The organism is Pseudomonas fluorescens group sp. PF-69, assembly GCF_054481235.1.
In genome coordinates this window covers 3,888,420-3,909,364 of record NZ_JBTMNC010000001.1, presented here as the reverse complement: position 1 = coordinate 3,909,364, position 20,945 = coordinate 3,888,420, and the positions used below count along the sequence as shown (strand labels likewise).

Annotated in this window: 18 protein-coding genes and 3 pseudogenes; 14 read left to right on the top strand and 7 right to left on the bottom strand. The window is 58.3% G+C overall.

What is annotated here, in order from left to right; genetic code table 11:
• From ACX3YF_RS18380 to ACX3YF_RS18360, 5 genes are all read left to right on the top strand, one after another.
• Positions 1-366: a cupin domain-containing protein gene (locus ACX3YF_RS18380; RefSeq protein WP_458944690.1), complete on the top strand. Its 366-nt coding sequence runs from the start codon at positions 1-3 to the stop codon at positions 364-366.
• A 52-nt stretch (positions 367-418) separates the two neighbouring features.
• Positions 419-1,078, top strand: a complete 660-nt coding sequence (locus ACX3YF_RS18375) for a helix-turn-helix transcriptional regulator (RefSeq protein WP_458944689.1) — start codon at positions 419-421, stop codon at positions 1,076-1,078.
• Positions 1,079-1,163: 85 nt separating this feature from the next.
• The gene (locus ACX3YF_RS18370; protein WP_458944688.1) at positions 1,164-1,985 is read left to right on the top strand and encodes a molybdenum cofactor biosynthesis F family protein; all 822 of its coding nucleotides are present in this window, start codon (positions 1,164-1,166) and stop codon (positions 1,983-1,985) included.
• Entirely contained in the window at positions 1,978-2,778 is an 801-nt protein-coding gene (locus tag ACX3YF_RS18365; RefSeq protein ID WP_458974077.1) for an SDR family NAD(P)-dependent oxidoreductase, read from the top strand. The genes ACX3YF_RS18370 and ACX3YF_RS18365 overlap by 8 nt, the downstream gene beginning before the upstream one ends.
• Positions 2,771-3,538 carry an SDR family oxidoreductase gene (locus tag ACX3YF_RS18360; RefSeq protein WP_458944686.1) on the top strand — a complete coding sequence of 256 codons (768 nt, stop codon included), beginning with the start codon at positions 2,771-2,773 and terminating at the stop codon, positions 3,536-3,538. The genes ACX3YF_RS18365 and ACX3YF_RS18360 overlap by 8 nt, the downstream gene beginning before the upstream one ends.
• 41 nt (positions 3,539-3,579) lie before the next feature.
• On the opposite strand, the gene ACX3YF_RS18355 is transcribed toward ACX3YF_RS18360, so the two are convergent.
• The 4 genes from ACX3YF_RS18355 to ACX3YF_RS18340 all read right to left on the bottom strand — a co-directional run bounded on the left by ACX3YF_RS18355 (position 3,580) and on the right by ACX3YF_RS18340 (position 7,497).
• Complete coding sequence (locus ACX3YF_RS18355; protein WP_458944685.1) at positions 3,580-4,188, bottom strand: TetR/AcrR family transcriptional regulator; 609 nt, start codon at positions 4,186-4,188, stop codon at positions 3,580-3,582.
• Between the two features lie 164 nt (positions 4,189-4,352).
• Complete coding sequence (gene feaR / locus ACX3YF_RS18350; RefSeq protein WP_458944684.1) at positions 4,353-5,315, bottom strand: transcriptional regulator FeaR; 963 nt, start codon at positions 5,313-5,315, stop codon at positions 4,353-4,355.
• Between the two features lie 117 nt (positions 5,316-5,432).
• Positions 5,433-6,017: a DUF3156 family protein gene (locus tag ACX3YF_RS18345; RefSeq protein WP_458946237.1), complete on the bottom strand. Its 585-nt coding sequence runs from the start codon at positions 6,015-6,017 to the stop codon at positions 5,433-5,435.
• The gene (locus ACX3YF_RS18340; RefSeq protein WP_458944683.1) at positions 5,998-7,497 is read right to left on the bottom strand and encodes an APC family permease; all 1,500 of its coding nucleotides are present in this window, start codon (positions 7,495-7,497) and stop codon (positions 5,998-6,000) included. The genes ACX3YF_RS18345 and ACX3YF_RS18340 overlap by 20 nt, the downstream gene beginning before the upstream one ends.
• A 289-nt stretch (positions 7,498-7,786) precedes the next feature.
• Between ACX3YF_RS18340 and ACX3YF_RS18335 the strand changes: the two genes are divergently transcribed.
• Positions 7,787-9,115, top strand: coding sequence for an alginate export family protein (locus tag ACX3YF_RS18335; RefSeq protein WP_458944682.1), 1,329 nt, complete (start codon positions 7,787-7,789; stop codon positions 9,113-9,115).
• Between the two features lie 39 nt (positions 9,116-9,154).
• On the opposite strand, the gene ACX3YF_RS18330 is transcribed toward ACX3YF_RS18335, so the two are convergent.
• A complete protein-coding gene (locus ACX3YF_RS18330) occupies positions 9,155-10,126 on the bottom strand; it encodes a methyl-accepting chemotaxis protein (protein ID WP_458974076.1) in 972 nt (323 codons plus the stop codon).
• 304 nt (positions 10,127-10,430) lie between these two features.
• On the opposite strand from ACX3YF_RS18330, the gene ACX3YF_RS18325 reads away from it, so the two are divergent.
• The 4 genes from ACX3YF_RS18325 to ACX3YF_RS18310 all read left to right on the top strand — a co-directional run bounded on the left by ACX3YF_RS18325 (position 10,431) and on the right by ACX3YF_RS18310 (position 14,749).
• Complete coding sequence (locus ACX3YF_RS18325) at positions 10,431-11,408, top strand: helix-turn-helix transcriptional regulator (RefSeq protein ID WP_458944679.1); 978 nt, start codon at positions 10,431-10,433, stop codon at positions 11,406-11,408.
• A gap of 131 nt (positions 11,409-11,539) precedes the next feature.
• A complete protein-coding gene (locus ACX3YF_RS18320; RefSeq protein WP_458944678.1) occupies positions 11,540-12,421 on the top strand; it encodes a transporter in 882 nt (293 codons plus the stop codon).
• A 22-nt stretch (positions 12,422-12,443) separates the two neighbouring features.
• Positions 12,444-13,607: an MFS transporter gene (locus ACX3YF_RS18315; protein ID WP_458944676.1), complete on the top strand. Its 1,164-nt coding sequence runs from the start codon at positions 12,444-12,446 to the stop codon at positions 13,605-13,607.
• Positions 13,608-13,642: 35 nt separating this feature from the next.
• Positions 13,643-14,749 (top strand): class II histone deacetylase, encoded by a 1,107-nt coding sequence (locus tag ACX3YF_RS18310; protein WP_458944675.1) that lies wholly within the window; start codon positions 13,643-13,645, stop codon positions 14,747-14,749.
• Between the two features lie 128 nt (positions 14,750-14,877).
• Here ACX3YF_RS18310 and ACX3YF_RS18305 read toward each other — a convergent pair whose 3' ends face one another.
• A complete protein-coding gene (locus ACX3YF_RS18305; protein WP_458944674.1) occupies positions 14,878-15,834 on the bottom strand; it encodes a p-hydroxyphenylacetate 3-hydroxylase reductase component in 957 nt (318 codons plus the stop codon).
• A gap of 56 nt (positions 15,835-15,890) precedes the next feature.
• Positions 15,891-17,060, bottom strand: a complete 1,170-nt coding sequence (locus ACX3YF_RS18300) for a p-hydroxyphenylacetate 3-hydroxylase oxygenase component (protein WP_458944672.1) — start codon at positions 17,058-17,060, stop codon at positions 15,891-15,893.
• Between the two features lie 271 nt (positions 17,061-17,331).
• On the opposite strand from ACX3YF_RS18300, the gene ACX3YF_RS18295 reads away from it, so the two are divergent.
• The 4 genes and pseudogenes from ACX3YF_RS18295 to ACX3YF_RS18280 form a co-directional block, all read left to right on the top strand.
• Positions 17,332-18,819, top strand: coding sequence for an aldehyde dehydrogenase family protein (locus ACX3YF_RS18295; RefSeq protein ID WP_458944671.1), 1,488 nt, complete (start codon positions 17,332-17,334; stop codon positions 18,817-18,819).
• A gap of 266 nt (positions 18,820-19,085) precedes the next feature.
• Positions 19,086-19,499, top strand: a pseudogene (locus tag ACX3YF_RS18290) (IS21 family transposase); the annotation flags it as partial.
• Positions 19,499-20,188 (top strand): annotated as a pseudogene (gene istB, locus ACX3YF_RS18285) (IS21-like element helper ATPase IstB); the annotation flags it as partial. The pseudogenes ACX3YF_RS18290 and istB, both read left to right, overlap by 1 nt.
• A gap of 379 nt (positions 20,189-20,567) precedes the next feature.
• Positions 20,568-20,924: pseudogene (locus ACX3YF_RS18280) on the top strand (transposase); the annotation flags it as partial.
• Positions 20,925-20,945 lie beyond the last annotated feature (21 nt).

Genomic DNA, 20,945 nt, shown 5'->3' with positions numbered 1-20,945 from the left:
ATGCCCGTTACCACTCTCAAGAAAGACATCCAACTGTCCGAGCTCGACGCCTGGGGCACTGTCGCCGACCTCGGCTCCGAAATCCTCGAAGGCGAAGTCAAAGCCTTTGGAAAAATGACCTTTGGCGCACCGACCGATCCAGTCAGCAGCGCGTATTTCGGCACCACCCAAGGCAAATTCCGCATGGTCTACCCATTTTCAGAACAAGCCACCGTGGTCACCGGCGAAGTGGTCTTGACTGACGAATCCACGGGCCAGAGCACTCGCTACAAGGCCGGCGACAGCTGGTTCGTGACCAAGGGCACGCCTGTGCTCTGGGACATTGTCGGCGAAAGCTTCGTGAAGCATTATTTCGCGGTTGCCTGACCGTTACCCGCTGCCGGCTCACGCCGGCAGCCTTTTGGCGAAATTACCGACCATGAACGCCATCCCTGCCCAGGAAGTCGCTGGCCATTGCCTGCAGGCTTTCACTCAAATCGTTCCTGCCAGCCAGGCCGCGTTCTACTGTGTCGACCGGCAGCTGCAAGCCCGCGACTTCCGGTTGCACCAGATGAGCGGTGAAATGCATCGCGATTATCTGGACAACTACCGTCAATTCGATCCGCTGCAACCGCGCAATTGTCAGTCGAGCGGACTGGCGGTAGTGCCTCTTGGTTTCGCCATGGCCCGACAGCCCAGCCGTGACAGTCGCCGCTATCGAGACTTCCTGCATCGCTACGGTGTCGTCGACGTCGTAGAGATACTTGCTCATCGCTCCGGCCAGCCACAGGCCGCTATCTCCTTGTTGCGCACCGCTGCACAAGGTGCTTTCACCGCAGATCAATTGGCTCAACTCAGTGCGTTGCAGGCGCTGCTGCAAATGGCGGTTGCCAACATGCAGCCCTATGAAGATTCGCTGTCAGGACTGACCCCCAAAGAGCGTCAGATCGCGTTGTTGTTGCGCCAGGGCGCCAGCAACAAACAACTGGCCCAGGAGCTGGATGTCGGTCTCCCGACCATCAAGACTCACTTGGTCAACCTGTTCCGCAAGACCGGCGTGACCAGCCGCACCGAACTGGTGGGGACGCTGTTTTTGTAAGCCGGTTCAACCATTTGGTTGATAGGCGGGCCATTCTCCCGGCCGCATGATCCAGGTTGTCAATTCATCCAACCGGAGCCATGCAATGACCACACAATCTGACTGGATCACCGTAGGTGCCCTCGCCGACGGTTTCGCCCCAGAAGCTTTTATCCTGCCCAACCTCGCCGATCTCAACGGCAAGACCTTCACGCTGCACTTCGCCAACGGCTGGCAGATCGAGCATCGCTTCGAAACAGAAGTACTGAACTGGAACGCCGCTGATGGTCACTCCAGCGGATCTGCCACGTACCGCGCCACGTCCGTGCGCCTTGGCCTGTATCTGGTCGATTTCATCAAGCGCGAAGCCGGTCAGGCGTGGTCGGTGAGCCTGGTCCTGGACACCGCCACGTCGTCGTTCACCGCGGTGATCGCGAGCATGCCGACTCAGGCAGAAACACAGGAAGGACTGTACAGCCGTGCGCTCGCTGGCAAAGCCCTGACGTCGGTGGAAGTGGACTTCCTCCATGGCAGCCTTGATCGCCCCTGGGAGGAAGGCCAATGCCCCCATGAGCCAACTCAGGAATTGACCGGCTTTCGCAACCTGTATCGCTACAGCCCGAGCGAAGTCTACGAACACATCTATCTCAACGATCAGTTCTACGCCTGGCAATGCCTCAAAGGCGTCGAGCAAGGCCTGTGCGATACCGACCGTTGCCACTATTACAAGATTGCCGACCAACTGTACCTGTTCGTCTGGCGCGAAAAGATCATCCCCACCCTGGGCCTGGTCTTGATCGACATGCAACAGCACCGTAGCGACGGCAAGATCTTCGGCTATGCCGGTTCGTCCTTCGATGAGCTGTCGAACTTTCCGGTCAGCTCCTACTGTGAGGTTCTCAATCGCACGGAGTATCCCGATGCCTGAATCACGCACGATTGTCATCACCGGTGCCGGAACCGGCATCGGTGCCGCCTGCGCGCGGCTGTATGCAGCCGAAGGCGCCAATCTGGTATTGGTCGGTCGCCGACGCGAGCCTCTGGAGCAGGTTGCTCGGGAAACCGGCGGCCTGATCCTGGTCGGCGATGCGGCCTGTCCGGACACCTGGGAAGGTTTCGTTGCGCAGATTCGTGAGCGCTTCGGTCGGCTTGATGTTCTGCTGGCCTGCGCCGGCGGTCATGGCCTGGGGAGCGCGACTCAGACCAGTCCGCAAACCTGGGAAGCATCGCTGCGCAGCAATCTGGACAGCGCGTTCTACAGTACCAGGGCCTGCCTGCCGCTGCTGATCGAGCAGGCTGGCAGCGTCGTGCTGATCGGCTCCATCGCCTCGCTGGCCGCCGGGCCCGAAGTGTGCGGCTACACCACCGCCAAGCACGCGTTGCTTGGGCTCAACCGCTCACTGGCCAGGGACTATGGACCACGCGGCGTGCGGGTGAACGCGGTTTGTCCGGGCTGGGTCACGACCCCGATGGCCGATGAGGAAATGCAGCCATTGATGAGTTTCTATGGCGATACGCTGCAGCAAGCCTACGACCGGGTTTGTGCCGATGCGCCATTAAGGCGTCCTGCCAGCGCCGAAGAAATCGCCAAGGTTTGTCGCTTCCTCGCCAGCGCCGACGCGTCGATCATCACAGGGGCGACCGTGGTCGCCGACGGGGGTTCTAGCATCGTCGATGTGCCAACGCTGGCTTACGCTCACATGGAGGTCGCCCATGCGTGAAGACTTCAATTTCAGCGGCAAAACGGTACTGGTGACCGGTGGCGCGCAAGGCATTGGCCGGGCAATCGTCGAAGCCTTCGCATTGCGCGGAGCGCGAGTGATGATCGCCGATCTTCGTCTGGCTCAAGCTCAGGCGCTCGCTGCAGACCTGAAGGACCGAACGTACCAGGTTGAGGCTGTGGACATTGATCTGGCCGACGCGACAGCGGTAGCCAAACTGGTTCAAGGGTTGGAGCGAGACTGGGGGCGGCTGGATATTCTGGTCCATAACGCCGGCTACTTTCCGCTGACGTCGTTCGCCGAGATCACCCCCCCGATTCTCGAGCGCACGCTGGCAGTCAATCTCTCGGCACTGTTTTGGCTGACCCAGGCCGCCTTGCCGATGTTCCAGCGTCAGGGTGCTGGCTGCGTGCTGGTCACCTCGTCGGTCACCGGTCCACGGGTAGCCTATCCGGGGCTCAGCCATTACGCCGCGTCGAAGGCCGGGGTCAACGGTTTCATTCGCAATGCCGCTCTGGAACTGGCCTGTCATGGCGTGCGCGTCAATGGTGTCGAGCCCGGCATGATTGCCACGCCAGCCATGGCCAATCTGGGCGACGATCAGGTCAATGGCGACATTGCCAGCCGGGTACCGTTGGGACGACTCGGCTGCGCCGAGGATATTGCCGGGGCCATGCTCTTTCTGGCGTCTGACCTGGCGACTTACATCACCGGACAGACCATCGTCGTTGACGGTGGATCGACCTTGCCAGAGGTGTGATTTCGCACCTCGGGCAAACGACCTGAACCGCCTGGACGCCATCAGCCACGGCTTGCACCTCCGAGCATCGACAGGGAATCCCTGAAGACACGCGACAAGGCTGCAAGCCGTTTGACGTAACCCTGCGGCGTCGCATAAATCAGCTCCACATGCAGGCTGTCGACAATGCCAAGATAGGCGTCGCAAAACACTTCCAGCTGCTCAGGCCGGCCCCCCACCGACTGGTATTTGTCATGCGCGGCACTCTGAAAGCACCGGCGAATTCGTGCCAGGTAACCCTCAAACCCCTTAGAAATGACTGCCCGGATATCCGCTGGTGGAAAGTAGGCCGTGCGCAATAGAAAACGCAGGTGGGCCGACACCTCATAGCGTCCGATCAAGCGTTCAAGGTGCAATTGACCGGGTATCTCCGTGTGCTCGGTCTCTTCCTTGAAACAGGTAGCGATGTACAGATGCTCATGTTCCAGGGCGATTTCGAAGACCGTCTGAAACAGTTCATCCTTGCTGACAAAATGCGCGTAAAGCGACGCCTTGCGCATGCCTGCCCTGCCAGCGATCTCGTTCAGGGACGAGGCGTCGTAACCGTGATCGGCAAAGTGTTCGACCGCCACCGCGCAAATATTCCTGGCCGAAGGGGTGAGCGGTTTCATGACATCGTTTTCCCTGACTCATAAAATAAGGACCCTGCGCTCGATCCTGAGTAGCCATGGCCAGCGACATCAGTGCTTTCGGGGACTTCCTGGCAGTAGGCAGGAAGTCCCCGAAAGTTTATCCAGCACCTTGGTCAACGCTAATTAGCTAATGGATTGACGACCTACGCAGCGCCGACCGCTTGCTGCAAATGGGTCGAGCGGAAGTCCTTGGGCGAGAGGTCGAACTGTTTCTTGAACGATCGACTGAAGTGAGCGGAATCGGTGAAGCCCCACTTGTAGGCGATCGAGGTGATCGACTCACTCTTCAGGAACGGATTAGTCAAATCATCCGCGCTGCGCTTGAGCCGTGCACGCTGGATATAGCGGCAGACACTGTCGTCCTGCTCTTCGAACAACCGGTACAAGTGGCGAACCGAGATGTTCAATCGACTGGCGAGCCCCACAGGGCTGAGGCCGGGCTGGGTCAAAGATTCATCGATGACTTTCTGGACATAGCTGCGCAGATTATTGCCCTGCTGGGATGCAGCGCTGTCACCCTGCGTGTCATCCATTTCGAAGGCGGAACCGAGCAGCGAGACAAAGGCCGATTGCAAGGCCTCACCTTCTGCACTCGAATCCTGCCCGATCTGCCCTTCCCTGCACAGTTGATCCATCAACACATGAAGCATACGGCCACAGGCCTTGCTGGAAGAAATCTTGCCGAAGGTTCTCGAAGCGCTTCCCAGGTGTTTGTACACCTCGTTGCGCGAGAGCGACAGGGAGGCATGTTCGATAAGCCCGAAAGGACTGATCTCGATCGACCCTGTGGAGTCCATTAACAACATATCGCCCGGTGCCAACTGAATGACTTGGCCATTTTGGGTGATCTGACAATAGCCACTGCGCTGGCTGACCAGGAAACAATGTTGATCGTTATCGTGATCGGCGTTGGGCCGGTCGCGGGAGATCAAACCGGCGTTGGTACGCAGATTGGCCAGTGACAGACCGCCCCTGGACTGTTTGGAAACCTCGCCGATGAACAGCGAACGGTTGTAGGCCAATTCAGTGTCGAAATGGCCACAGGCCGCTCGCAAATCCCGAGTCCAGTTTTCTAATCCATGTTGCGCAGACTGATAGGTGCTCATGGGCATCTCCGCAGTGGCATCTTGTTTTTGTTGGCTAATAGTTAACATGTTATCTATATAGACGCAACAAATCCGTGGTACCGACTACAGAAGCACTTATGGTGCCAACGCCTGAATTCAGAGTCCGTTCAATACCCGCTGAAACCCCACCAGCACATTGAGCAGTTCCTGACGCTGCACGCCACTCAGGGCGATATAACGACGAAAGGCCGGCATTCGGTTGACCACCTCGCTACCGCCCATATGCTCCAGCCGAACCTGCCATTGAGGCCCGTCCAGGTCGATTTGCAGGGTTTTGAAATCAAGCACCATCAACGATTGATGCAACGCCTGGTCTTCTTCCAGGCAGGCCTGGAGTCTGGCTGCCAAAGCGGGGTCTCCTGCCTGTTGCCGACACTTCAATCCCGTGCGTCGAATCGACCCGCCATGGTGCAACTCGAAGCGAGCATTGCCCTCCTCTGAGGCGGGCACCCTGATTACGAACTGCGTCATCACCAGGTGCATCAGCAATTGCGATTCGGTGCGCTCGACAATGTCGACCTGAAGGTCGGCTTCTTCCAGAATCAGCACGGCCGCGGCCGGGCCTGTCGAGGTAAAACCCTTCCTTGCAAGGTTACGCCGCAGGTACTCCAGCGTGACCCCCGGTCGGTAACCTGCCGGGGCCCGCTGGGCACTGAATACCTCAGACAGTTTTTGCAGCATGGTCGAGATACCCGTTGTGAGGGTTGCCAAGTTCATGGGAAAACTCCTTGGCCAGCACTTCTTCGACCGAAGCCGGCTTGAATGGATTGACCCGCTGCACCACCAAGGTCCAGAACAGGGCGTACGACGCCGTTATCCCGAGCATCACCCCAAACGGCACGTAGATATCCGCCGGGTTCATCCCTGGCGGGGTAATGAACCACATGCCCAGCAAGATGCCGACGCTGGAGAGAATCTGTGGCAACGGGAAGAATGGCGAGCGATAAGCGCGTGGCAGATCCGGACGACGAATCCGCAGGATGACCACGGACAGCGTCACCAACAGGTAGGCAAAACTCCATGCACAAACCGCCGCCAGTACCAGGTGCATGATGTTATCGGTGTTGCCTCCCAACCACAGGGCATACAGGCACGGAATCAGCATCGCCACCAGAATGCACAACAGCGGAGTTTTGAAACGCGGGTGCAAATAAGTGAACACCTTGGGCAACGCACCGTCCACCGCCATGCCGTAGAGAATTCGTGGCACGCCCGCCATCAGCGTGTTGATCGTCGCCGCACCGGCAAACAGAAAGCCGATCCCCAGCCACATCGGGCCGACATGCCCCATGACCTGCTCGGCGAACTTCGGAATGGCCATGGGAGTATCGAGCAGATGCACGCCCGTGGCAGGATCCAGCAACACGTTTTCGACCTGACGCTTCATCGCGGCGCCATAGATGAACATGCAGGTGGCAACACTCAACAGCCCCAGAATCATGGCCTTGGGCATGACCTTGGCCGAGTTGCGCAAGTCCGGCGCCAATGGCGTCACGAACTCGCAACCAACGAACATGAACATGGCCATGCCCACCAGCGACAGAATGGTGATCAGGTCAGTGCCTACAAGAGAGACGCCGAACCAGCCATCCAGTTGTACCGCCGGTGCCGCGATCAGCCCCAACACGCCAAACACCATCAGCGTGGTCCACATACCGAAGGTCAGAACGATCTCGGCGCGACCAAAGGCGCTGACGCCGAACGCATTGAGAACCCCGAACACGACGACGAACCCTACCCCGAGCAACCAGGAGCCGCCGGCATTCTCCGCCAGGGTATTGAGGTGCTCGAAGTTCACCAGCGCCATGACCCCGGACAGAATGGTTTCTGCGGTGCCCGCGAACACATGCACGATCAGGTACGCCGACAACGTGCCGGTGATCGCGAAAAAGCGCCCCATCCCGCAATTGATGTAGTCGTAGACCGAACCGGTGGTTGGCAGGATCGACGCCGCTTCGGCAAAGGTCGTCGCCTGGGCGAGCATCATGACTACCGCAATCAGCATGGCCACCGCGAATGCGCTGCCGCCGATACCAAAGCCCATGGTCGCGGTGAGGATCACCGGGCTGGCCATGATCAGGCCGATGGTGCTGGCCAACGCGGTTGGAAAGCCAACGCTGCCCCGTTTCAGATGCTGTGTAAGCCGATCATTGATCGACATGGTGCGGATCCTCGAAAACGGATTTCTTGATGGATGTATCGAGCCGTTCAAGGAGCCGGCGATGAAGCCCTCCCCAGCCAGTCCCTGATCGAAACGGCCTCGTGTTCAGGATCACTTTGCGCTCGTCCCGGTCCGTCGTCTTGCCCATGTCTGCCGCCGGTTTTGTTGCTGCCTGCCAAGGAGCACTGCCTGGCTGGCAGAGTCAATTGCGTGGCACGCAGGTCAAAGACTTCCCTCGCCCCCAGTCATCCTAATGCGCCTTCGACCAATAATGCTGGGGAACGTAACAATGGAGCAAATGCTGAAAACACGATCGCTTTCCAAGGCCATTGGCCTGGGCGTCGCGCTGTTGACCGCCAACTCGTGCGCCTACGCCTACGAGCTTTACGCCGATGAAGACACTAAAGTCACAGGTAACTTCCTGGCTGTCTACGGGATGTTTAACAGCCGAAAAAACTATGACGGCACCACCGGTGGCTCCAGTTGGCGCGAAGGTTTTATCAAATATGGACTCAGTATCGATCAGACACTTGGCAGCGCGGGGAGCGTCTATGGAACAGCCAATCTGGTCAGTTCGGGCACCTGGGGGGACGGTGATGCGGCGGGTATTACGGATGGCACCGAGCGCACCACGAAATTCGACGAAGCCTTTGCAGGATGGCGTTCGGGCGAACTCTTTCCAGTCCTGGGCAAGGACGGCGTAGACCTGTCGTTCGGCCGCCAGATCATCACCCTCGGCGACGGTTTCATCATCAACGATGACGGCCTGAATTTTGGCAAGGGACCTGCCGACGGCAAGCTCAATCGAGGAGGAGCCTACTACCTGGCCGCTCGACATGCTTTCGACGAGACTGCTGTCGTTCGCCTGGGGGGCAAAGACGGCGTCCACGGCAGCATGATGTGGATGAAGTCCAACAATCGCTCACAAGCCAACACCGAAATGGCCGCAGGCACGCTGGAGTACACCGCTCAACCGGGGACCCTGGGCTTGACCTACATCCACGGCATCGACGTTGACGACCGCTATGCCAGCGACTTCCAGAAGCAACGCGAAGGCATGAACATCTATAGCCTTCGCGGCGCGGGCAATGCCGGGATAGAAAACGCCCACTTCGCTTTCGAATATGCCTGGCAGGACAAGAACGCCGGCGACGAAAAAGCCTGGTACACCGAAGCCGGCTACACCTTCGCCGATTTGCCCTGGTCGCCCGACCTGACTTACCGCTACAGCCGCTATTCAAAGAACTGGGATTCGATGTTCAACGGTTTCAACCGCGGCTATGGCACCTGGTTCCAGGGTGAAGTGGCCTCCAACTATTCCGGCCCCTTCAATAGCAATACCTCGGTCCAACATGTCGCATTGAAGGTCAAACCGGTCGACGTGGTGACGGTCGGCGCACTGTTCTTTGACTACAAGACACTGCACAAAAGCGACGCACTGAACCTCGATGGTCGTGAACTGGATCTGTACGCCGAATGGGCTGTGAGTGAACACCTGATCGTCACTCCACTACTGGGCCTGTACAAGCCGAACAAAGACGAAAGCAACGGCGGGAATCAGGTGGGCGGCAATGGCACCAACGTTTACAGCCAGCTAACCGTGGCCGTACCGTTCTGATGACCTTCAGGAGCTGCACTGCGCAGCTCCTGAGCCAAACTACTGCTTGTGTTCAAGCAACATGGTCTGAATCCGATGCGTGGCCTGGCGGGTACTTTCCGCCAGCTTACGCACTTCATCGGCCACCACCGAGAAGCCACGCCCGATCTCTCCTGCCCTTGCCGCCTCGATCGCGGCGTTCAGCGACAGCAGATTCGTCTGGTCCGCAATGCCTTTGATGACACTCACGACGGTTGCGATTTGCCCGTAGGTCGCCTGATTCTGCTCAAGCAACTGTTGATGAGTCGTCCTGGCTGACTGCTCATCGCTGATGTCGCGCACCGCGCCGATCACCCGGGTCAATCGCCCCTGCTCATCTCGGACCGCTCGACCACGCTCTCGACACCAGATGTAGTTACGCGTCTTGTGGCGCATCCGATATTCAAAGACATATTCGCCGCTGCCATGAGTCGCAAGGATCTCCCGATCGAAGATCGCCATGATCTTCGGCAGATCGTCAGGATGGGTGATGTTGACTTGAGCATCCCAGCCATCGGGCAGCTCATGGGCGGCATACCCCATGAGCAGGCGGAACTGATTAAAAATCCGCATCCGACTGGCGGGATCCTGAATGTCGCCGTTAACCACTGTGATGTCCCAGCAGCCCTCGGTGAGTGTTGACTGCAACAGTTCCCAGATCTGCGTCTCCTGCTGATGCTGACGTGACAGCAGAACGTGCTGTCTCAACTCGGCCTCAAGTGCATCCTCGCGTTTGCGGCCCTGCTCAATTTTCTGGCGCAACGCTTCAAGCGCTTGCTGTGCATGTTGCAACTGAGCGATCTGGTACCCGGCTAATTCCTCCGCCACAAGAAGCCGTTGGTTGGCTTGCGCTCTGTGCTGCGCGAACCGTTCCAGACACGCCTGCACCTGCGGATAGGCGTGAAGCGTTTGAGCCTCAAACGCCTCATCGGCCAGCAATCGCGCCAAGATTTCAGCAAGTTGCTGCATCAATATATTTTTCTTGAAGAACATCAGACTGTCCTTTTCTAATCGAGTCGAAACTCAGGATCTGATAGCAAACCGATGCAGATTACTTGCACGAGACTGCTGAGCCTTTTGCTCCTGTCTGCCATAAACAAAAAAGCCCGGTTGCGTTTGAGCGACCGCCGATACCCGCAGCCGTCAGACGTACGAGCCATCGTGCATCTGTAGGATAGCGACCCGCGCTCAAACCACCGATACTTGTCCTCAGGCCCTGCCCACGTCCAAACGACGTTCCGGCCCTTAATGACTTCGTGACGAAAACAATAAAAATGTCGCACAGAGGTACATACGAATGAGCCGTCATGATCATGGTCACGCCAGCCTTCTGGAGGCGTTTAGCGCGATGACACTGGAGCTTCAGCGCCTGGCGCAGAACAAAGACATCGAGCATTTCCACCAGGCCGCGCTGAGCTGCATCAGCCAATTGTTGCCCTTCGATAGTGCCTGGTGGGGCCGTGCAGCGCTGATTGACGGGTTGCCGGAAGAGCACAGTTCCTACCTCTACAAACTGCCCCGCAGCTACCTGCCGGACTGGCAATCGATTCGCCATATCGACGTGACCGTCGGCAAGGTCCATGACATCCCGGGACAAGCGGTCATCGTCGACATGCGTAACCCTTCCAACGGCCCCGGACTCAACTGGCTCGGCGAGTCCTATGGCATTGGCGAATTGCTGTGCATTGTGTACGTCGACCCGCAAACCCACCTCAGCGATCACCTCACGGTGTATCGCGCTCCCGACGCACCACGTTTTACCGAGCAGGACTGCCTGTTGTTGAACAACCTCATGCTTCATCTGGTGGCGGCGGTATCGGCCAATCAGATTCGCACTCTGGTGGCCATGCGCGAAACCCTCACCAACCCACGCAATCTGGCGCTCGCCGTGTGCGACCAGCGCGGCACTCTGCAATGCGCGGAGCGTGGCTTCGTCGACTTGCTGCTGAGCGAGTGGCCGGACTGGACCGGCCCTTGCCTGCCGGTGGCAATGGACGCTCAGGGGTATGAAGGCAAGCACTTGCAGGTCGACGCCTCGACGGTCGGAGACCTGTTCCTGCTGGCAGCCCGCAGTCGCACTGTGCTGATGCAACTGAGTCCGCGGGAAAATGATGTGGCCCAGGGCTTCGGCGAAGGAAAGACCTACAAGGAAGTCGCCCGCGACCTGGGCATGTCACCCAATACCGTGCGCCACCACATCCGCGCGATCTACAGCAAACTCGGGGTCAAGGACAAAGCCCGTATTGCCCATCTGCTGCACGCCCCACCTGACTGATCCACACCGCTGACTCTCGCTGACCTTTTCGCGGTTTTTTTGACCGCCTCGGGACGCTTTTGCCCTTTTTTTGCCCCTCTGCCACGTACGGGCGATCCATTCGCCGCACAACAACTCAAAGAAGAGACGCAATGCCCATGACCAGTACCTTCACCCACAATACCGCACTGGCCCTCATCAGTGGCCTGGCGAGCCTGCAAGCTGGTGCCGCCGACCTCAACGCCCGGGATTTTTTCGGCGCCCCTTCGGGCACCACTCTGGGCGTGCTGTATTTACCGGCAAGCCGCGCCAACGATTTCCATGGCCCGGCCGACAGCACCGGCAAGGCCGACCTGAAGGTCAACGCTGTGGCTTATCGCCAGGTATTTTTCACCGACATCTGCGGCACGCTCTGCACTCCACAGTTCATCGTGCCCTTCGCCGACATCAACGCCCGCCTGCCGGGTGCCAGCCAGCACACCGGAGAAAGCGGTTTCGGTGATCCTCAGGTCGGCGGAACGCTGTTCTTCATCAATGACCCAGCCTCACGCACCTACAGCGGACTGCTGACACTGATTACCCTGCCGCTGGGCGAGTACCACGGCGAAAATCCGGACGTGTCGCCCGGTGCCAATCGCTGGGGCGCCACCTTCGTTTACAACTACACCCAGGGTATCGGCGAAAAATGGGTGCTGGAAGCCAATCTCGAAGCCCAGCTCTATGGCAAGAACGACGACTACTTCAGCAACGACCTGAAACAAGACCCGCTGTATCGCCTGCAAGCCTTTGCCTCCTACGACTTCACTCCAAGCACCTATGGCGCTTTGCGACTCATCCATGCCGATGGCGGTGAGTTGCGCATTAATGACCAGCGCATCGACGACACCCACAAACGCTACACCCAGGTGGGTTTCGAAGTCGGTCATTGGCTCGATAAACAGAATCAGTTGATGTTCAGCCTCTCGCAGAACGTCGCCACCGACAACGGCTATCACGGCACCGACGCGCTGCTGCGTCTGGTCCATGTGTTCTGAATTCATTAATCGGAGTTTGACCATGAACACCCAGACCAAACCGCTGACCAATCACCGTTCGCTCGCTTCATCACAACTGGCATTGCTGGCAGCCATTGTGCTGTTCGCCGCCATCACCCCGACCATCCTCATGACCGCACCGGCAGTGGCGGCGCAACTGGCGACTCAATGGCAGTTGAGCCCGTCACAGATCGGTGACCTGTTCTCCACCGAGCTCGGCGCCATGAGCATGGCCACCCTGCCCGCTCTCTGGTGGCTCAAACGTGTCGACTGGCGCCGAGCCGCATTGGCGGCCGGGGTTTTGTTTATTGCAGCCAACCTGCTTTCGATGCTTGCCCACAATTATTCGATGCTGCTGGCATTGCGCTTCTGCAGCGCCCTGGCCGGCGGTTCATTGATGATCATCTGCCTGTCCAGCGCTGCCTCGACGTCCAATCCCGGTCGCGTCTATGGTTTATGGGTGATGGGGCAGCTGGTGGTCGGGGCGATTGGCTTGAGCATCCTGCCACGCCTGTTCGAACACTACGGGCTATCAGCCTGCTACTTGATCCTCGCCGGGTTGATGACGGTTTTTTTGCCACTTGCTCGTTACTTCCCCCAGGGCAGCCCGCCGATTGAAAAAACCGTTGAGCGACTAGCCCTCGCCTCGAAGTGGAAGGCCGCACTGGGCATTCTTGGCATCCTGAGTTTTTACGTAAGCCTGAGCGGCGTCTGGACCTTTATCGGTTCCATCAGCACACACGCCGGTCTCTCTGCCGAGTCCAGCGGCGAGATTCTTGCCATCGCCACGATGATGGGAATTGTCGGTGCGGGTTGTGCCTCGCTGATCGGCAATCGTCTGCCACGCCTACTGTTGTTGCTGCTGGGTTACGGGCTGATGGCAGGCTCGGTGCTGTTGTTGCTGGGCCAACCCGAAATGCAGCGTTTTGCGTTGGCCGCACTGCTGTTCAAGTTCACCTGGACCTTCATTCTGCCGTTGATTCTGGCCTGCCTGGCCGACCTCGACCGTTCCGGAAAACTGATGAATGCCTCCAACCTGGTGATCGGTGGCGGCCTCGCCATCGGCCCGACAGTGGCAGGCCGGCTGATCGAAGCCAGCGGCAGTTTCCAATTGCTGCTGATCGGAGGGGCCTGCATGACCTTGCTGTCCCTGGTGTTGATTTTGAGCTGCCGCACTAGCACGTGAGCAGCCCTTTTACCCTAAAGAAAATGGAAACGACGATGAGCCGAAAAAGTGCATTTTTCTTCGACGAACTCAGCCTCTGGCACAGCGCCGGACTGCACGCTTTGACCTTGCCAGTGGGAGGTTGGGTGCAACCGCCTGCTGCTGCCGGCCACGCCGAATCGCCGGAAACCAAACGCCGGCTGAAGAGCCTGCTGGACGTTTCCGGCCTGACCCGACACCTGCAGGTACAAAGCGCCAATGCGGCAACGCATGAGGACCTGCTGCGGGTTCATACGTCTGGCTACCTACAACGCTTCAAAGCCATGAGCGATGCCGGGGGCGGCGAATTGGGGCCGAATGCGCCCATCGGGCCCGGCAGTTATGAAATAGCCACACTCTCCGCCGGCCTGGCCATGGCAGCGGTCGATGCCGTGCTGTCCGGCGCGGTCGACAATGCCTATTCCCTATCACGCCCACCGGGACACCACTGCCTCGCCGACAGCGCCATGGGCTTCTGCTTCCTGGCCAATATCGCCATCGCCATTGAGGCCGCAAAAGCTCACCGTGGCCTGGGCAAAGTCGCGGTGATCGACTGGGATGTGCACCACGGCAACGGCACGCAATCAATCTTCGAAGAGCGTGGTGATGTGCTGACCATTTCGCTGCATCAAGACGGCTGTTTCCCTGCCGGTTACAGCGGTGAAACCGATCGCGGCCGCGGCGCGGGATTGGGAGCGAATATCAATATTCCGTTGCCCCCCGGCAGCGGTCATGAGGCTTATCTCTATGCGATGCAGCGCATCGTGATTCCGGCGCTGGAGCGTTTCGAGCCAGAGTTGATCATCATCGCCTGCGGTTATGACGCCAACGCCGTCGACCCGCTGGCCCGGATGCTGTTGCACAGTGACTCGTTCCGGCAAATGACCCGTTGCATGCGCAAAGCCGCCGAACGTCTGTGTCAAGGCCGTCTCGTTTTAGTGCATGAAGGCGGGTATTCCGAAGCGTATGTGCCATTTTGCGGGTTAGCGGCCATTGAGGAACTGGCGGGAGTCAGGACTGAAGTCGCAGATCCCATGTTGGAATTTGTACAGATGCAGCAACCGAAAGAAGCGCTAGCGGCGTATCAGCGGCACTTGATCGATGAGTTGGCCGGAGCACGCTGAGCCTTGGCGCTGACAACGTTGCGGGGCAGTTCCACCGCCCGAGCGTGACGCAAAAAAAATCCGATGCCATGACAGGCATCGGATTTTTATTTTTTTTCGCCAAAGATCAAACGTGTTTTAGCCGGCAGTCAGCAGTTGCCGATCAGTCGTTTCAACACGGTTTTGAACGTTTCAATCTGCGTCTCGCTGAATTCGGCAAATACTCTCTCTTGTTGCTCCTGAGCGATCGCCCAAAGGTCTTCGGTCTGCTCGATACCGGCAGCCGTCAGATGTACACCGTTGGCATCGTCATTCACCAGTCCCTTGCGTTTGAGGTTGGCTACAGCCTCATCGATTTCCCGAACAGGCATTGCCACCTCCCGCAACAGATCGTTGGGGCTCAGCCTGGCGTCACTTTCCAGCACCATCAACATCCGCGCCTCGCTGGTACGCAGGCCGGTGGACAACTGCCGGGGCTGATAGCTCGACTGGTATGCCCGCACTGCCTGCGTCATCAGGTAGTACAAGTTGTGGCTAAGGCGCCCCTGGAAATGACTGCTCGGCGCCTGGCTTTCATCGCGTTTGGTCATGCGGGTATGAGGCAAGACCATGGAGTAGGCGCCCTGGTGATACAGCAATGGCGAGCGACCGAAATCGTCGAAGGCCACCACCTTGCCGATCATGATCCAGTGGTCGCCACCGTCCACCTGCTGGTACTTCTCGCAGTGAAAACGCGCCGAGCAATCGGCGAATACCGGAGAGCCACCCTCCCCGGATTCATACTCGATCTCGGCGAAGCGATCTTCCTTGGGGCGGGCGAAGTTGTTGGAGAGATCGATCTGGTCCGCCGCCAGTACGTTGACCGCGAAATGGCTGGCCTGCTCGAACACCTCGTGACTGTTGGAGCGTTTATCAATACTCCACAGCACCAGAGGCGGATCAAGGGACACCGAGTTGAAGCTGTTGGCGGTCACCCCGACTTTGCGCCCGGAAGCGGTGGCGGCCGTCACTACGGTCACCCCGGTAGCGAAGTTGCCCAGTGCCCGGCGAAACGCCCGTGGGTCGAAGGTGGTTTCAGTGGCTGCGCGAACGCTGTTATCAGTCATGCAAGACTCCCGGACTGCTTCCATGAGCAGTCCTGATTGTTGTTATGAAGGCAGGCTCAGATCATGCTCGGATCGGGCTCCAGGCCCATCAGTTCGCGACCGAGGATCTGCGCACACACGTCGTAGTCGGTGTAGGCATGGGCACCCGTCATGTGCGAATCGCGGAACAGGCGCTGCATCTCGTTATGTTCGAACCAGGCATTGCCACCGGCGGCCTCGAACAGCCGATCCACGGCCTGGATGCACATTTTGGTGGCGTAGGCCTGATTGGTGCGCCAGAACGCCAGGGTTTCGCGGCTTGGATAACGCTGCTGCTCACTGTGTTCGGCGTGTTCCTGCCAGGTCTTCTCGAGAAAGGCCCGGGCTGCGGCGACCTGGTGAGTCGACTCGGCCAGACGCATCAACGCAGGGGTCGCGGCACCGACCGCCGCGCCGGTGTAAGCACGCACGCGGGTCTTGGTCTTTTCGCGGAACACTTCAAGCATCCGCTCGGCCACACCCAGGCTCACGGTGGAGAACCCGCTGGCGAAATAAGGACGGTACGGCGAGTAGAAGATCTTGCTGTCCGGGTACAAACCGAAGCCTGCGGACTTGCCTTCCATCATGTCCTTGGCTTTCTGGATCCGGTGTTCCGGCACCCGCACATTGTCGATGATCAAGGTCTTGGTGCCGCTGCCTTTCATACCGGCGGCGAACCAGTCGTCACGAATCTGATAATCACTGCGCGGCAGTACCGCGAAGCAGTAATCCTGAGTGCCCTCGGCGTTCTTGCGACGGAAGCCGACAATCGCCCACTCGGCGTGATCGCTGCCGCTGCTCCAACCCATTTCACCACTGAACAGTACTCCGCCTTCTATTTCTTCGGTGCGACCAAAAGGCGCGATGCTGCTACTCGCGGTGGCATTCGGATCATCGCCCCAGACTTCCTGCTGCAGTTCGGCCGAGAACAGCGCCAATTGATGACTGTGGGTGCAGAGCAGGCTCATGGCCCAGGCAGTACTGGCACAGGCCCCCGCGAGCAAGGCAATGCAATCGGCAAACTGGGGCAGCGATATCTCCATGCCACCGAAGGCTTTCGGCTGAAAGGCACGGTGCAAACCGATGCTTTTGAGCAGCGCAATATTCTCGTCGGGGACCTTGCGATCCTGCTCCGCCTGGAAGGCGTTTGCAGCGATGGTCGGCAGGATGGACTTCAGGTCTTCAAGGAGCGGGTTTGGCTTTTTCATGGATGGCCCTGCTTATTATTGGATGTCCAGGCGACTCCCAAAATTGCAGAGTGGCGCTGGATGCAGAGCCAGTATGGAGACACCCACCCTGGTAGAAAATGCACCTTCCAGAGCCAAGATTGTACTTTTCAAAGGCGATGAGCCAAACCTGCCAAACACATCCCTACGGCGCTGGCAGCCACAGACATAGGCTCCGGCAGCCACAGTCAAGCCAGCCCGGAACCCATGGATTAACCTCGGGCTTTTCTTTATTCGCGACCAGGAAAACCCCATGAGCGATATTCCACTGCAGCCTCAAGTTGAAGCCTTCCTCAGTCGAAGCCATGCGCTGTTCATCCACGGTGGCTACGTTCAGGGTCATTCCAGCCAGACGCTGGAGGTGATCAACCCCGCCACTGGCCAGGTCATCGCCCGCGTCACCGACGCAGATCCGGTCGATATCGATGCGGCAGTGGCGTCGGCCAACCGCGGCTTCAAGTATTGGTCCCAGGTCGCACCGGCGACTCGCGCAAACGTGCTGATGAAACTGGCCGACCTGCTGGAACAAAACCGCGAAGAACTGGCACAGATCGAAACCTGCCAATCGGGCAAGATCATCCAGATTTCCCGGGCCTTCGAAGTCGACCAGGCCGCACATTTTCTGCGTTACTACGCGGGCTGGGCGACCAAGATCAGCGGTCAGACCATCACCCCGTCACTGCCCTCCTTCGCTGGCGAACGCTATACCGCCTTTACCCTTCGCGAACCCGTCGGGGTGGTCGTCGGCATCGTGCCGTGGAATTTCTCGACCATGATCGCCATCTGGAAACTCGCCTCGGCGCTGGTGACCGGCTGCAGCATCATCATCAAACCCAGCGAATTCACCCCGCTGACCATTCTGCGGATCGCCGAACTGGCCATCGAAGCCGGCCTGCCTGCCGGCGCCTTGAACGTATTGACCGGTGGCGGATTGGTGGGTAAAGGCCTGATCGAACATCCAGGCACTGACAAGGTTTCGTTCACCGGCTCGGTGCCGACAGGCATTGCCGTCGGCCAGAGCGCCATGGGTGCCGGGCTGACCCGCGCCACACTGGAACTGGGCGGGAAAAACTCCGCGGGTTTCCTGCGCGATGTAGATTTGGACAAGGCGGTCAACGGCATCATCGAAGCCGGTTTCCTGCATTCAGGGCAAATCTGTGCCGCCGCCGAGCGGTTCTTCGTCCATCGCTCACAGATCGATCCGGTCATGGACAAACTCGCCCAACGCCTGGGCGCGCTGAACATCGGCTCACCGCTGGATGAGCGCACCGAGTTCGGCCCGGTCACCAATCGCCAGCACCAACTTAAACTCGGCGAGTTTTTCGCCAAGGCACGAGCAGAAAACAACACCATCATTCACGGTGGCAGACTTATCGACCGCCCGGGCTGCTACGTCGAACCCACGGTGATCCTCGCTAACACAGTCAACGACACGCTGCTCAACGAAGAAACATTCGGTCCGATTGCGACCTTCTTCCCTTACGACAGCGAAGAAGAGCTACTGGAATTGATGAACAACACGCCTTACGGCTTGAGTGCCAGCCTCTGGACCAATGACCTGAGCAAGGCGCTGCGCATGGTTCCTGCCATCAACGCCGGAACAGTCTGGGTAAACATGCACACCATGCTCGATCCTGCGGTGCCATTCGGCGGCAATAAATCTTCAGGGGTCGGTCGCGAATTTGGCAGCGCGTTCATCGATGACTACACCGAACTCAAGTCAGTCATGATCCGCTACTAATAACGCCAACAAACCCAGGACCGCCCGGTATTCGTGGACCGGGCGGCCTCGGGGTTGCCTTGCGACAACGCTGTAAGGCCGGGGGATCAAGCGACTCCCCATTGCACCATGCACCCCGTCCCTGGGGTCACTTTGATCTATTTCAGACACCTGTTGCCGCTGACCGAAAACTGACCCAGTAAAGGCTGTTCTGCCGACTGAAAACTGACCCAGGTGTTCAACTGCTTCTGCTCACTTTCCGAGCAGGAGAACACAGGGTGATCAGCATGGAAATGTTGGGAAAAATCCGGCGGATGTACTTCCGCGACAAGCTCTCGCTGCACCAGATAGCCAAGCGTACCGGGCTGTCGAGAAACACCATCCGAAAATGGGTCAGAGCGCCCGAAGCCACTCAGCCGGCGTACCAGCGGTGCGCGACCTTCAACAAACTCAGCCCATTCCACGACACGCTGGAACAGGCGCTGAAAGCCGATTCGTTCCGGGCAAAGCACAATCGCAGAAGCGCCAAAGCACTTTTCGAGCAGATCAAGGCCGAGGGTTATGACGGCGGCTACAGCCAGCTCACAGCGTTTGTACGCTCGTGGCGAGGTGAACAAGGCAAGTCTTTACGCGCTTTTGTACCGCTGACGTTTGCGCTCGGTGAAGCTTTTCAATTTGACTGGAGCGAAGAAGGGCTGCTGAGCATCTGCTCCAACAGGAGCAGGCAGATCGCGCCGTGCGCTCTGTGAATCATCAGATGAACATGGCAAAGCTCCCCATGCACCGTGATTTAGCCGGCTTTGACTTCAGCGCTACCAGCGCTGATGCCCGTCTGGTCAAGGAATTATCCAGCCTTGAGTTTACGGAGACTGCGCAAAATGTCGTGTTCATCGGTGGGCCTGGAACCGGAAAAACACACCTGGCCAGTGCCTTGGCCGTGTCCGGAATCACCACTCATAACAAACGAGTACGGTTCTTCTCCACGGTCGATCTCGTCAACCTGCTGGAGCGTGAAAAGTACGATGGTAAGGCAGGCCGAATCGCCCAGGGACTGCTTCGGACAGACCTGGTGATACTCGATGAGCTTGGGTATTTGCCCTTCAGTCAGAGTGGTGGCGCGCTGTTATTTCACCTGCTTTCAAAACTGTACGAGCACACCAGCGTGGTCATCACCACCAACCTCAGCTTCTCGGAATGGTCGAGTGTGTTTGGCGACGCCAAGATGACCACAGCGTTGCTGGATCGGCTGACACACCACTGCCACATCGTCGAAACGGGCAACGAGTCCTACCGCCTGCAACACAGCACCTTGGCCGCTCAGACAAAGATCAAATCGCGTGAACGAAAGCGCAAGGACGAAGATGGTATTGAGGACGATGAGCCGTTTTGATCTGCACCGTAAACACCCTTCCGCATGCCTGCATGCGGTGGGGCCAGATGCGTCTTCAACTAGGACACTACTGCTAAGCTTATCCACAATTGCTGGGACAAAAATCAGCAATCCGCCCTGGGTCAATTTTCAATCGGCAGGGTGGGTCAGTTTTCAATCAGCGCCAACAATTGGGGTAATGGCAGCGTTAAGCTCTATCACAACGAAGGTCGCGGCAGCGCACTCGATGTTGACGCTGACGCCGAATTGACCCAGTTGCCGAGATGTCAATGACCCAGTCTGATTCCTCGAAAAACATTGTCTGTACAGGGTTTGTGCCGATTTGGAGGTGGGGCAGTCTTGCGTCGGCACGTGGGTCAATTCGGCATTGGTCTCAACACGCAGCACACCTCCGGCACTGGATCTGCATGCCATCCTGGATAACAGTTCGACCCACAAAACGGCCGCAATCAAGCAGTGGCTGGAAAAACGTCCGCGTTTCAAATTGCACTTCACACCGACCAGCGCGTCCAGGTTGAACGCAGTGGAAGGCTGGTTTGCACAACTGGAAAGGCGAGCGTTGTAGCGGGGAGCCTTCACCAGCGTTGCCGACCTGAAGATAGCTATCCGCCAATTCATTGAGGCCCACAATGAGTTCTCAGCCAAGCCATTCAAGTGAAATAAAACAGCTGAAGCCATTATCAGTTCGGTACACAAGGCGAAGCTAAGCGTGATAAAAAATAAATTAATGAATTAACCGCCCGGACCACTAGTGCCA